Genomic DNA, 12,047 nt, shown 5'->3' with positions numbered 1-12,047 from the left:
GATCTGATAAGCTCCCGGACATGTCCCGCTGGCGTCCCCCGTCCCCCCGATCCTCGCCCTATATCACCCCCGAGGGCCACGCGACCCTGGAGGCGGAACTGGACGGGCTCTGGACCCGCCGGGCGGACGTGACCCGCCACCTGGCGGCCGCCGCCGCCGAGGGGGACCGTTCGGAGAACGCGGAGTACATCTACCGCAAGAAGGAGCTGCGGGAGATCGACCGGCGCATCCGCTACCTGCAAAAGCGCATCCCCGATCTCAAGGTGGTGCGCGATGCGCCGGCGGACCGGGACCGGGTCTTCTTCGGGGCCCGGGTCACCCTGGCGGACGCGGATGGGAGGGAGGTGACCTACCGCATCGTCGGGGCCGACGAGTTCGACCCGGAGCGGGGCTGGATCAGCGTGGACTCCCCCGTGGCCCGGGCCCTGCTGGGGCGCCACCTGGACGATGAGGTGGAGGTGCACACGCCGGGGGGGGTGGCACGCTACGAGGTGGTGGAGATCGCCTATCCCGGGGCCGGGGAATGAGCCCATCACGGCGCATACCCCGTCCTTGAGGGCGGGCCGGATGTCAGGCCGTTGCGCTGCGCCATCTCCCGTTTCCGGGATGGAAGGACGATCCGCTGCCGGGGGCGGCGGTTGAACGCATAGACTGCATTCAGCGAGGTGTGTGCCATGGGTCCATGGGTCTCCCGTCGGTTGTGCATCGCCCTGGTGATGCTCCTGGGCTGCGCCAGCCTGCTGGCCGGCTGCGGCCAGAAAGGGGATCTGTATCTCCCCGAGGAACCCCCGCCGGGGCAGGTGGAACGCTAGGCCGCCCGTTTCATTTCGACCTTCAAGCAGGACAACGGATGGATCATTTCAACCTGGAAGACGGTGTGCTGCACGCCGAGGGGGTGAGCCTGGAGGCCCTGGCGGCGGAGCACGGCACACCGCTGTATGTCTATTCCCGGGCTACCCTGGAGCGCCACTGGCGGGCCTTCGACGAGGCCCTGGCGGGGCATCCCCATCTGGTCTGCTATGCGGTGAAGGCCAATGCCAGCCTGGCGGTGCTCGATGTCCTGGCGCGTCTGGGCTCGGGTTTTGACATCGTCTCCGTGGGGGAGCTGGAACGGGTGCTGCGGGCCGGGGGGGATCCCGGCCGGGTGGTCTTCTCCGGGGTGGGCAAGCAGCCCCACGAGATGCGCCGCGCCCTGGAGGTGGGCATCCGCTGCTTCAACGTGGAGTCCGCCCCGGAACTGCAGCGCCTCAACGCCGAGGCCGCGGCCCTGGGCCGGATCGCCCCGGTCTCGGTGCGGGTGAATCCGGACGTGGACGCCCGCACCCATCCCTATATCTCCACGGGGCTGAAGGAGAACAAGTTCGGCGTGGACGTGGACACGGCCCTGGCCCTGTACCGCCAGGCGGCGGGGCTGTCCCATGTGCGCGTCACCGGCCTGGACTGCCACATCGGCTCCCAGCTCACGCAGCTGGAGCCCTTCACCGCCGCCCTGGAACGGATCCTTGCCCTGGCCCATACCCTGGAGACGGAAGGCATCCCCCTGCAACACCTGGATTTGGGGGGCGGCCTGGGCATCCGCTACCGGGACGAGAATCCGCCTTCGCCCCGGGACTACGCCCGTGCCCTCCTGCAGGCCCTGGGGGACAGCCGCTACGAGATCCTCATGGAGCCCGGCCGCGCCATCGCCGGCAATGCCGGGGTGCTGCTCACCCGGGTGAACTACCTCAAGCACGGCGGGCACAAGGACTTCGCCATCGTGGACGGGGCCATGAACGACCTCCTGCGCCCCGCCCTGTACCAGGCCTGGATGGAGATCGTGCCGGTGCGTCCACGCGCCGGGGCGGGGCGGGTCTACGACGTGGTGGGGCCCGTGTGCGAGACCGGGGACTTCCTGGGCAAGGACCGCGCCCTGGCCCTGGAGCCGGGGGATCTGCTGGCGGTGCGTTCCGCCGGGGCCTACGGTTACGTCATGAGCTCCAATTACAATACCCGTCCCCGCGCCGCGGAGGTGATGGTGGACGGGGACCGGGCCCACCGGGTGACCCGCCGCGAGACCCTGGAGGAACTCATGGCCCGGGAGTCGCTGCTGCCCGCGGACGAGCGCTAGCGGCGAGAGAGACGAACCCCAACGACGAGGTATTGCCATGGCACGCGAGATCATCGCCACCCCCGACGCCCCCCGGGCCATCGGTCCCTATTCCCAGGCCGTGAAGGCCGGGGATACGGTCTATCTCTCCGGCCAGATCCCCCTGGTGCCCGAGACCATGGAGATGGTGGAGGGCCCCATGGAGGCGCAGGTGCGGCGGGTCTTCGACAACCTCGCGGCCGTGGCCGCGGCCGCCGGCGGCGGTCTCGCGGATATCGTCAAGCTGAACATCTACCTCACGGACCTGGGGCATTTCGCCCTGGTGAACGAGATCATGACCGAGTACTTCGCCGAGCCCTACCCGGCCCGGGCCGCCATCGGTGTGGCCAGCCTGCCCAAGGGGGCGCCGGTGGAGATGGATGCGGTCATGGTCCTGGGCTGAGCCCCGCCGGGCGGCGATGCGGGTGCAAGGGAAGGGATCCCCGCGGGGGGCGCGCGGCCCGAGGCGCCGTCCGGGGTGTCGTCCGGGCCGCCGGTCACCCGGTGCGGGGGGTGTCCCTGCAGCGGGACGCCGTGAATACCTCCCTGTAGGCTTGCGCGCCGCTTCCCTGCGGCGCACACCCGCTTCCGGGACACCCCCCGCACCGGGTGACCCCCAAGGGGCCCCCCGCAGGCTCCCCCCGCTATCCCCGACCCCGCCATGAACGAGCCCGTCAACGCGCTGCGGGGGGTGGGGCCGCGCATGGCCCAGCGGCTGGAGCGGCTGGGGATCCGCAGTGTCCAGGACCTGCTCTTCCATCTGCCCCTGCGCTACCAGGACCGCACCCGCATCGTGCCCATCGCCACCCTGCGCCCCGGGGACGAGGGTGTGGTGGAGGGCGTGGTGGACCACACCGAGGTGCTGCATCGGGGCCGCCGCATGTGGCTGGTGCACCTGAGTGACGGCTCCGGCGGTCTGATCCTGCGTTTCTTCCATTTCTCCGCCGCCCAGCAGAAGACCCTGGTGCGCGGCACCCGGCTGCGCTGTTTCGGCGAGGCCCGCATGGGCCGCGCCGGTATGGAACTGGTGCATCCGGAGTACCGCGTCCTGCAGTCCGCCCACGAACCGGTGGAGGACTGCCTGACCCCCGTCTATCCCACCACCGAGGGCCTGCACCAGGCCACCCTGCGGCGGCTCACCGACGAGGCCCTGGCGCGGGTGGACCGGCTCGTGGAATACCTGCCCCCGGCGGTGCTGGACGGGGCGGGCCTGCCGGATCTGGCCACGGCCCTGCGCACGGTGCACCGCCCGCCGCCGGACGTGGCCGTCTCCCGGCTGCTGGAGGGGCGCCATCCGGCGCAGCGCCGCCTGGCCTTCGAGGAACTGGTGGCCCATCAGCTGAGCCTGGGCCGCCTGCGGGCCCATACCACGGCCCACGCAGCGCCCGCCGTGTGCGTCCCCGGCCGGCTGCTGCAGGGGCTGCGCCGGGCGCTGCCCTTCGCCCTCACCGGGGCCCAGGAGCGGGTCATCGCCGAGATCCTGGCGGATATGGCCCGGCCCCATCCCATGCTGCGCCTGGTGCAGGGGGACGTGGGTTCGGGCAAGACCCTGGTGGCGGTGGCCGCCTGCCTGCAGGCGGTGGAGGCGGGGTATCAGGCGGCGGTGATGGCCCCCACGGAGATCCTGGCGGAGCAGCACCTGCGCAACTTCCGCGCCCTGCTGGCCCCCCTGGGGGTGGAGACGGCCTGGTTCTCCGGCAAGCAGGGGGCCCGCGCCCGGCGGGAGGCGGCCGAGGCCCTGGCAGCGGGCACGGCGGCGGTGGCGGTGGGCACCCATGCCCTGTTCCAGGGGGAGGTCAGCTTCCGCGATCTGGCCCTGGTGGTGGTGGACGAGCAGCACCGCTTCGGGGTGCACCAGCGCATGGCCCTGCGGGAGAAGGGGGCCGGGGAGGGACGCCTGCCCCATCAGCTCATCATGACCGCCACCCCCATCCCCCGCACCCTGGCCATGACCGCCTACGCCGACCTGGATGCCTCCATCATCGATGAATTGCCCCCGGGGCGGACCCCGGTGACCACCGTGGCGGTGTGCGACAGCCGCCGCGACGAGGTGGTGCAGCGCATCCGCCATGCCCTGGACGCGGGCCGCCAGGCCTACTGGGTCTGTACCCTGGTGGAGGAATCGGACGTGCTTCAGGCCCAGGCGGCGGAGCAGACCCGGGACCTGCTGGCAGAGGCCCTGCCGGGGGCCGCCGTGGGCCTGGTGCACGGGCGCATGCGGCCCCGGGAGAAGGAGGCGGTGATGGCCCGCTTCCAGGCGGGGGAGGTGCAGTTGCTGGTGGCCACCACCGTCATCGAGGTGGGGGTGGACGTGCCCAACGCCTCGCTCATGATCATCGAGAACGCCGAGCGCCTGGGGCTGGCGCAGCTGCACCAGTTGCGGGGCCGGGTGGGGCGGGGGCGCGAGGCCAGCGCCTGTGTGCTGCTGTATCATCCCCCCCTGTCGGACACGGCCCGGCGGCGCCTGGAGGCCCTGCGCTCCAGCACCGACGGTTTCGAGATGGCACGCATCGACCTGGAACTGCGGGGCCCCGGGGAGGTGCTGGGCACGCGGCAGACGGGGATGATGCAGTTTCGCATCGCCGATATCGTGCGCGACCAGGATCTGCTGGAAGAGGTGCAGACGGCGGCGGCGCGGCTGCTGGCGGATCACCCGCAACAGGTGGATCCCCTGATCCAGCGCTGGCTCGGGGAAGCGGAGGCCTATGGACGCATCGCATGAGGATCTGCATCACCCCTGGGGCCTGACCCCGGAGGCGGCCCGGGCGCTGCAGACGCGGCTGGCGCCGCGGGTGGAACGGGGGGACCGCTTCGGGCCCCTGGAGCGGGTGGCCGGCGTGGACGTGGGCTTTGAGCAGGGGGGCGGGATCACCCGGGCGGTGGTGTCGGTCTTCTCCTGGCCGCATCTGGAGCCCCTGGAGGATGCCGTCGCCCGCGTGCCCACCGCCTTTCCCTATGTGCCCGGCCTGCTGTCCTTTCGCGAGATCCCGGCGGTGCTCCGGGCCCTGGAGGGGCTGCAGGTCCCGCCGGACCTGTTGCTGTGCGACGGGCAGGGCATCGCCCATCCCCGCCGCCTGGGCATCGCCGCCCATCTGGGGCTGATCACCGATCTGCCGTCGGTGGGGGTGGGCAAGTCGCGCCTGGTGGGGCGTCATGGGGAGGTGGGCGTGCTGCGCGGTTCGACGGTGCCGCTGGCGGACCGGGGGGAGGTGATCGGCCGCGTGTTGCGCACCCGCACCGGGGTGCGCCCCGTGTATGTCTCCACGGGCCATCGCGTGGCCCTGGATGCGGCCTGCCAGCTGGTGCTGCAGGCCGCTCCCCGCTACCGCCTGCCGGAGCCCATCCGGCGGGCGGACCGCATCGCCTCCCGCCGGGACGGTCCCCGGCGGGAGGCGGCGGTTCAGAAGCGGTAGGCCAGCCCCAGGTTGAGGACGGGGTAGTACTCGATGTCCTCCACGTCGTCCTCCAACTGGGCCTCCTCCCGGCGCAGGTCGTCCTCGAAACGGTCTTGCAGGATGGGATCACTCACCTGGCCGTCCAGGTCCACGTTGGGGGAGCCGGTGAACATCACCCCCAGGTCGAAGGCGAAGGACCAGCCGCCGCCCGCCACGGCGTTGCCATAGCCCACCCCCAGATAGGGGGCAAAGCTGTCCCAGTCCACGGTGGCGTCCAGGCGGGCGTCATAGGTGTCGTTGCCGATGTCCAGGCTGCCCTCGGCGCTGCCGCTGAACTCGTTGCCGTTGTAGTAGCCGCCAGCGCTCACCCGGAAGCCACCGCCGAAGGGATGCCAGTCGGCCAGCAGGGCGGCGCTGCGCAGCTCCAGGTCACCGTCGTATTCGATGCCGTCCTCTTCCAGCTCCCGGCTGTAGTCCAGGCCGTAGACCCCGCCGCGCAGGTTCAGGTGGTCCCGCAGCCCCACGGTCCCCTCCAGACCGAGGCCGGTGGTGCCCAGTTTGGCCCCCAGGGCGAAGCCCTCCGCCTGGGCGGTGGCGGCGGTGGTGCAAAGGCCCAGACCCAAAAGGGTGGCGGCGAACAGGGGACGTGTCGTCCATTGCATGGCATGATCTCCTTCAGTGCTCAGGGGTGTAGGACAAGGAACCCCGGCGCCCATGCAGGGCCCAAACCCATGGGGCGTCCGTGACGTTCCCGCGGGGTGCCGGTGTGTTCAGTGATCCGGTTCACATTCCGGGGGCTAGTGTACGACCCCATGCCGGCGCCTCCCCTGACGTCCGTCAGCGAATCGGGACCGCCGGGGGAGGCGGGGACATCCTGCAACGGCCATCGAAAAGGAGGACAACCCATGCGTTTCGATCTCCATCACCTGCTCTTTGGCGGTGCCGCCCCGGGGGCGCCCCTGGCCGATGCCGGTATGGCAGTGGCGCGCGTCTCGGCGGGGCTGATGATGGCCTTCGGGCATGGTCTGGGCAAGCTGCCCCCTTCCCCCGGGTTCGTGGGCTTTGTGGAAGGACTGGGGTTTCCCTCGCCTTTGCTGTTCGCCTGGATGGCGGCCCTGGCGGAGGCGGCGGGCGGCTTGCTCCTGGCGGCAGGGCTGTTCACCCGTGCGGCCGCCGCCGCCATCCTGGGGGCCATGGCGGTGGCGGCCTTCGTCGCCCACGGCGGGGATCCGGTGTTCGCCACCAGTGGTCCCAGCAAGGAACTGCCGCTGCTCTATGGGGCGGTGATGCTGGCCTTCCTCCTGGCGGGCTGCGGACGCTACGGTGTGGATGCCCTCTTCCGCCGCGATTGAGGGCCGCTGCGACGTCCCCCATGGCCGGGGCCTTGGGGTTCATCATCCTGTCATCGGGCTGCGAGTTAATGGCGGCGCGAACGTTCATTGTCATTGGTGATTCATGAAGGAAGCTCTGGCCGCACAGCCCGCCCCCCGCGTGGTGCGGGCCCTGTCCAAGACCTATCTGACCCGGGCCCGGGAGGCCTGCGCCCGCCTGGAGGATCCCTCCGACGAGGAGGCCCTGCACGACTTCCGCGTGGCCCTGAGGCGGCTGCGCAGTCTGCTGCGGGCCCACAAGGGGTACGCCCGGCGCTGGCTCTCCAAGAAGCTGATCCGCCGCGTCAAGGATCTGGCCGCCAGCACCGGTCCCGCCCGGGATGCCGAGGTGCAACTGGCCTGGCTGCGCCAGCGCAAGGAGCGCATCAAGCCCCACCAGCGCCCGGGTTACCTGTGGATGCTGCAGCGCCTGGAGCGGCGTCTGGAGGAGGAATACGCGGATCTGCGGGAGGAGCTGCCCCGGGGCTTCAAGCGCCTGGACAAGCGGATGCAGGCCCGTCTGGAGGTGGATACGGAGGAGGACGACGCCCCCGCATTCGGCGAGGTGACCGCCCTGCGCCTGGGGGATGCGGCCGGTGAGTTCGGGGAACACCTGGCCCGGATCCACGGCGAGTCCGCCGAGGCGGAGATCCATCGCGCCCGCATCGCCGGCAAGCGTCTGCGCTACCTGCTGGAGCCGCTGGCGGACGAACTGCAGGGGGGCGGCGCGCTGGTGAAGGAGCTCAAGGAGATGCAGGACCTGATGGGGGAGATTCACGACCTGCAGGTCCTTTCCGAGGAATTGGGCCAGGCCTCGGAGGAGGCCGGCGCCGAGCGCATGCGCCGGCTCATCGACCTGACGCTGCAACTGGGTCCCGAGGATCCGGCGGTGGAGACGGCGCGGCGCCAGGACGAACGGGCGGGGCTGATGAGCCTGGCCCGGGAGGTGCGGGACCGCAACGAGCACCTCATGTCCCGGCTGGCGGCCAAGTGGGACGACGGCGATGTGCACCGCTTCCTGGAGCAGCTGGAGCAGGCCCGGGAGACCCTGGCGGCGGCGGGGGGGACCGCACCCATGCCCTGAAGGGGGTCGGTCCTCGCCGGTTCGATTGCAACCGAATCCCTCAATCCGTGCTATTCACGGTCCGGTCTGTGCTATCTTCCCGTTCGGGATCGATCGGCAGGGACAGGGCTGTCTGTCCGGGCGATTCGCAGCATCCATCCATGAAGAACACGGGCGTGCCCCATGGCAACGCCCAGGCTCCCAAAGGAGTTCCTGTTATGTTGAAAACCTATATCCGTTGGGCTGGCGCGGCCGCCCTGGGCTGCGCCCTGGCCATGGGCACCGCCACCGCGGCCGATCACAACGACTGGCCGGAGTCGGCCAAGGTGGGCACCGCCTCCCAGGGGGGGACCTATTTCATCTACGGCGCTGGCTGGGCCGGACTGGTGCAGGAGGCCACAGGCGTCAATATGTCCGCCGAGGTGACCGGCGGCCCCGCCCAGAACATGGTGCTGGTGCACCGCGGCGACCTGGAATTCGGCATGACCACCATGGGCCCGGCCTACGAGGGTTGGCATGGTGAACTGCAGGTGGCCCCGGGCATGGAGACCCGTAACGTGCGTGCCATGTTCCCCATGTATCGCACCCCCATGCAGGTGGTGGCCCTGCAGCGTTCCGGCATCGACAGCGTCTCCGATCTGGACGGCAAGACCGTGGGCGTCGGTCCCCGGGGCGGCACGGCCAGCATGTTCTGGCCGCGCTTCTTCGAGGATCTGGGGCTGGACGTGAACGTGCGCTACGGCGGTGCCGCCGACCTGGCCGGTCAGGTGCAGGACGGCCTCATCGATGCCTTCGCCTTCGCCGCCGGTGTGCCCATCTCCGCCTTCAGCCAGCTGGAGGCCCAGCAGCCGGTGAACATCTTCTCCCTCAGTGAGGCGCAGATCGAGGAGATGGTGGCCAAGCACCCGGTGAGCCCCATCACCATCCCCGCCGGTACCTACAGTTCCGTGGATGAGGCCCAGCCCGCCGTGGCCCTGTGGAACTTCGCCATTGCCAGCAAGGACATGCCGGCGGACTTCGTCTACGAGATCATGAAGACGGTGCTGGATCACAACGACCGCATGATGGAGGTCCATCGGGCAGCCAAGGAGACCCTGCCGGAGAACATGAAGTACAACGACTTCATGTGGTTCCACCCCGGCGCGGTGCGCTACTACCAGGAGAAGGGCATCGAGGTGCCCGAGGACCTCATCCCGCCCGAATACGAGGGCTGAGCCGGAACAGGGAAGACGTGTGACAGGGACCGGGCCGCAGTTGCGGCCCGGTGTCGTTTCCGCCGCGCTCGCCGCCCTGCATTCCATCCCAACCGTATCCCCAGAAGATCCTGTCCATGACGCGCTCCGAGAACACGGGCTCCATCGATGCCGCCGCGGCCGCGGCCGCTGAAGAGGGAACTTCGTCCCAACGCAACCTGACCCGCTGGCAGTACGGGCTGTTGTTCGCCCTGGGTCTGACCTATACCGCCTTCCACCTCCTGGTCCTGAATGTCTTTCCCATCGAGACCTGGAGTTTCCGTATCCTGCACGTGGCCGGGGCCCTGGTCATCGGCTTTGCCATCGTGGCCGCCTGCACGCCGCCGGCGGAGCAGCGCCGCCGACGATGGGCCCTGGAACTGATCCCCATGGTGCTCACGGGGGGGTTGGCCCTCTACGCCCTGGGGACGGTGGCCTTAGCCCATGCCCTGCGCGCCTTTCAGGGGCTGGATGCCCAGTCCATGCCCCCGTGGCTGTTTCCCAGCTTCGCCTGGGCCCTGGTGGCCGCCACGGTCCTGGGCATCCTGTTCGCCTGGGTCTTCAGGCCCCGCTCCGATCGCATCGGCTGGTATGACTGGTCCCTCATGGCGGCCAGTCTCTCCGTGGCGGGTTACCTGCTGTTCCACCTGGCGGCGTTGCAGTTCCGGGCCGGGGTACTTCCCACGCAGCCGGACTTCTGGGTCTCCGTGGCGGGGATCCTGCTGATCCTGGAACTCACCCGCCGCGTTGCCGGCATGGCCCTGGTGGTGATCGCCGCCGTGTTCATCCTCTACGGCTTCATCGGCCCCTGGCTGCCGGGGGTGCTGGAGCATAGCGGCTACGCCGCCGACCGTTTCTTCACCTATCTCTACACGGACAACGGCATCCTGGGTCCCACCACGGCGGTCTCCTCCACCTATATCGTGTTGTTCATCGCCTTCGCCGCCTTCCTCCAGGCCTCCAAGGTGGGGGACTACTTCGTCAACTTCGCCTTCGCCGCCGCCGGCCGCGCCCGGGGCGGTCCCGCCAAGGTGGCCATCTTCGCCAGCGGCCTCATGGGCATGATCAACGGCACCTCCGCGGGCAATGTGGTGGCCACCGGGTCCCTGACCATCCCGCTGATGAAGCGGGTGGGCTACAAGCCCCGGAGCGCCGCCGCCATCGAGGCGGCCGCCTCCACCGGCGGGCAGATCATGCCCCCGGTGATGGGCGCCGGGGCCTTCATCATGGCCGAGGTCACCGGTATCCCCTACACCGAGCTGGTCATCGCCGCCCTGATCCCGGCGGTGCTCTACTTCGCCTCGGTCTACTTCATGGTGGACATGGAGGCCTCGAAACTGGGCATGAAGGGCCTGCCGTCCAAGGACCTGCCCCGGCTGGGGGCCCTGCTGCGCCAGGTGTATCTGTTCGCCCCCATCCTCATCCTCATCGGGGCCCTGTTCCTGGGGTATTCGGTGATTCGCGCCGGTACCGTGGCCCTCATGAGCGCCGTGGTGGTGAGCTGGCTCACCCCCTTCCGCCTGGGCCCCATGGGCGCGGCCCGGGCCCTGGAGCTGGCGGCGCGCATGTCCATCCAGCTCATCGCGGTGTGCGCCTGCGCGGGCATCATCGTCGGCGTCATCGGGCTCACCGGCGTGGGGTTGCGCTTCTCTTCCATGCTCCTGTCGGTGGCCGAGAACAGCCAGTTGCTGGCCCTGGTCTTCGCCATGGGCATCTCCGTGCTCCTGGGCATGGGCATGCCCACCACTGCCGCCTATGCCGTGGCCGCCTCCGTAGTGGCCCCGGGACTGGTGCAGATGGGGGTGCAGCCGCTGGTGGCCCATTTCTTCGTCTTCTATTTCTCGGTGATCTCCGCCATCACCCCGCCGGTGGCCCTGGCGGCCTACGCGGGGGCGGCCATCTCCGGCTCCGAGCCCATGCGCACCTCCGTCACCGCCTTCAAGGTGGGGCTGGCGGCCTTCATCGTGCCCTTCATCTTCTTCTATCATCCGACCCTGCTCATGCAAGGGGAATGGTGGCAGATCGCCCAGAGCCTGGTGACCTCGCTGGTGGGGGTCTACCTGCTGGCGGCGGCGGCCCAGGGCTGGTTCTTCGGACGTGCCCCCTGGCTCGCCCGGGGGCTGCTCTTCGCCGGGGCCCTGTCGCTCATCTCCGGCGGACTGATCACCGATGCCCTGGGACTGTCCACCGCGGCCGTGCTCCTGTTCTGGCAGCTGCGTTTCGCCCGGGGCCGAGGGGAGGGGACCCCGGCGGCCTCCTCCGAGGCCACCTAAGGGCACGTGCATCGCCAGGCAAACCCGGGAGGGGGAGATGCAGGCAGAGCGCTATCAGGTGATCCTTACGGGGGATACGGCCGCCGGGGAGGACCCATCCGGGGTCCGCGCCCGTCTGGCGGTCCTCTTTCGCATCCCGGAGGAAAAGGCCGGTGCCCTGCTGGGCGGCCGGCCGGTGGTGGTGAAGAAGGGCCTGGATGCGGACACGGCCGAGCGCTATCGCGCCCGGCTGGAGCAGGCCGGGGCGGTGGCGCGGGTCGCGGCCCAGCCCCCGGAGGAGAGCGCCGCGCCAGGGGTTACCCCCGGACGGGAGGGCGGACCGGACCCGTCCGGTCCGGGGCCCGATACGGGTGAGGGGCTTACCCTGGCCCCCCCGGGGGCCGATCTGAGCGATCCGGAGCCAGCGCCGCCATTGCAGGTGGACCTCTCCGGCCTGACCCTGGCGGAGCCCGGTGCCCGCATCGGCGAGCCCCGGGAGGTGCCCCCGCTGCAGGTGGATACCGGTGAGCTGGAGATGGAGGAGCCTCCCGGGCCGCCCGCGTCCGCGCCAGGGGAGGAGCGGGATTGATCCTCGCGGGGATGCGCCGCC

12 protein-coding genes are annotated in these 12,047 nt (G+C 70.3%); 11 read left to right on the top strand and 1 reads right to left on the bottom strand.

Annotation, left to right across the window (positions count from 1 at the left end):
• The first annotated feature begins 20 nt into the window (after window positions 1-20).
• From greB to nfi, 6 genes are all read left to right on the top strand, one after another.
• Window positions 21-527: a transcription elongation factor GreB gene (gene greB / locus BM214_RS07970; RefSeq protein ID WP_090485343.1), complete on the top strand. Its 507-nt coding sequence runs from the start codon at window positions 21-23 to the stop codon at window positions 525-527.
• Between the two features lie 147 nt (window positions 528-674).
• Window positions 675-812 (top strand): LPS translocon maturation chaperone LptM, encoded by a 138-nt coding sequence (gene lptM, locus BM214_RS07965; protein WP_090485341.1) that lies wholly within the window; start codon window positions 675-677, stop codon window positions 810-812.
• Window positions 813-850: 38 nt separating this feature from the next.
• Window positions 851-2,107, top strand: a complete 1,257-nt coding sequence (lysA, locus tag BM214_RS07960; RefSeq protein WP_090485338.1) for a diaminopimelate decarboxylase — start codon at window positions 851-853, stop codon at window positions 2,105-2,107.
• A 37-nt stretch (window positions 2,108-2,144) separates the two neighbouring features.
• Complete coding sequence (locus BM214_RS07955) at window positions 2,145-2,528, top strand: Rid family detoxifying hydrolase (protein ID WP_090485335.1); 384 nt, start codon at window positions 2,145-2,147, stop codon at window positions 2,526-2,528.
• Window positions 2,529-2,786: 258 nt separating this feature from the next.
• Window positions 2,787-4,847, top strand: a complete 2,061-nt coding sequence (recG, locus tag BM214_RS07950; protein ID WP_090485332.1) for an ATP-dependent DNA helicase RecG — start codon at window positions 2,787-2,789, stop codon at window positions 4,845-4,847.
• Window positions 4,831-5,538 carry a deoxyribonuclease V gene (gene nfi, locus BM214_RS07945; RefSeq protein ID WP_090485328.1) on the top strand — a complete coding sequence of 236 codons (708 nt, stop codon included), beginning with the start codon at window positions 4,831-4,833 and terminating at the stop codon, window positions 5,536-5,538. The genes recG and nfi overlap by 17 nt, the downstream gene beginning before the upstream one ends.
• Here nfi and BM214_RS07940 read toward each other — a convergent pair.
• Window positions 5,526-6,182, bottom strand: coding sequence for a hypothetical protein (locus BM214_RS07940; RefSeq protein ID WP_090485325.1), 657 nt, complete (start codon window positions 6,180-6,182; stop codon window positions 5,526-5,528). The two genes, nfi and BM214_RS07940, sit on opposite strands and share 13 nt — an antisense overlap.
• A gap of 243 nt (window positions 6,183-6,425) precedes the next feature.
• Between BM214_RS07940 and BM214_RS07935 the strand changes: the two genes are divergently transcribed.
• The 5 genes from BM214_RS07935 (at window position 6,426) to BM214_RS07915 (ending at window position 12,026) form a co-directional block, all read left to right on the top strand.
• Window positions 6,426-6,872, top strand: coding sequence for a DoxX family protein (locus BM214_RS07935; RefSeq protein WP_177217623.1), 447 nt, complete (start codon window positions 6,426-6,428; stop codon window positions 6,870-6,872).
• A 103-nt stretch (window positions 6,873-6,975) separates the two neighbouring features.
• On the top strand, window positions 6,976-7,974 hold the full coding sequence (locus tag BM214_RS07930) for a CHAD domain-containing protein (RefSeq protein ID WP_090485322.1): 999 nt from the start codon (window positions 6,976-6,978) through the stop codon (window positions 7,972-7,974).
• 197 nt (window positions 7,975-8,171) lie between these two features.
• Window positions 8,172-9,167, top strand: a complete 996-nt coding sequence (locus BM214_RS07925; RefSeq protein WP_090485319.1) for a TAXI family TRAP transporter solute-binding subunit — start codon at window positions 8,172-8,174, stop codon at window positions 9,165-9,167.
• Window positions 9,168-9,283: 116 nt separating this feature from the next.
• On the top strand, window positions 9,284-11,458 hold the full coding sequence (locus tag BM214_RS07920) for a TRAP transporter permease (protein WP_090485316.1): 2,175 nt from the start codon (window positions 9,284-9,286) through the stop codon (window positions 11,456-11,458).
• 37 nt (window positions 11,459-11,495) lie between these two features.
• The gene (locus BM214_RS07915; protein WP_090485313.1) at window positions 11,496-12,026 is read left to right on the top strand and encodes a hypothetical protein; all 531 of its coding nucleotides are present in this window, start codon (window positions 11,496-11,498) and stop codon (window positions 12,024-12,026) included.
• Window positions 12,027-12,047 lie beyond the last annotated feature (21 nt).

Source organism: Ectothiorhodospira mobilis (assembly GCF_900114895.1).
Taxonomy (GTDB): domain Bacteria; phylum Pseudomonadota; class Gammaproteobacteria; order Ectothiorhodospirales; family Ectothiorhodospiraceae; genus Ectothiorhodospira; species Ectothiorhodospira mobilis_A.
Note: the sequence above shows the minus strand (reverse complement) of the source record. Positions and strands in the feature narration are given on the sequence as shown.

Excerpts from the sequence above, each read along its gene's own strand:
- BM214_RS07940 (WP_090485325.1), bottom strand. The coding sequence starts at position 6,182 with ATGCAATGGACGACACGTCCCCTGTTCGCCGCCACCCTTTTGGGTCTG.
- BM214_RS07930 (WP_090485322.1), top strand. The coding sequence starts at position 6,976 with ATGAAGGAAGCTCTGGCCGCACAGCCCGCCCCCCGCGTGGTGCGGGCC.
- BM214_RS07915 (WP_090485313.1), top strand. The coding sequence starts at position 11,496 with ATGCAGGCAGAGCGCTATCAGGTGATCCTTACGGGGGATACGGCCGCC.
- lysA (WP_090485338.1), top strand. The coding sequence starts at position 851 with ATGGATCATTTCAACCTGGAAGACGGTGTGCTGCACGCCGAGGGGGTG.
- BM214_RS07955 (WP_090485335.1), top strand. The coding sequence starts at position 2,145 with ATGGCACGCGAGATCATCGCCACCCCCGACGCCCCCCGGGCCATCGGT.
- lptM (WP_090485341.1), top strand. The coding sequence starts at position 675 with ATGGGTCCATGGGTCTCCCGTCGGTTGTGCATCGCCCTGGTGATGCTC.
- BM214_RS07925 (WP_090485319.1), top strand. The coding sequence starts at position 8,172 with ATGTTGAAAACCTATATCCGTTGGGCTGGCGCGGCCGCCCTGGGCTGC.
- BM214_RS07920 (WP_090485316.1), top strand. The coding sequence starts at position 9,284 with ATGACGCGCTCCGAGAACACGGGCTCCATCGATGCCGCCGCGGCCGCG.
- recG (WP_090485332.1), top strand. The coding sequence starts at position 2,787 with ATGAACGAGCCCGTCAACGCGCTGCGGGGGGTGGGGCCGCGCATGGCC.
- nfi (WP_090485328.1), top strand. The coding sequence starts at position 4,831 with ATGGACGCATCGCATGAGGATCTGCATCACCCCTGGGGCCTGACCCCG.
- BM214_RS07935 (WP_177217623.1), top strand. The coding sequence starts at position 6,426 with ATGCGTTTCGATCTCCATCACCTGCTCTTTGGCGGTGCCGCCCCGGGG.
- greB (WP_090485343.1), top strand. The coding sequence starts at position 21 with ATGTCCCGCTGGCGTCCCCCGTCCCCCCGATCCTCGCCCTATATCACC.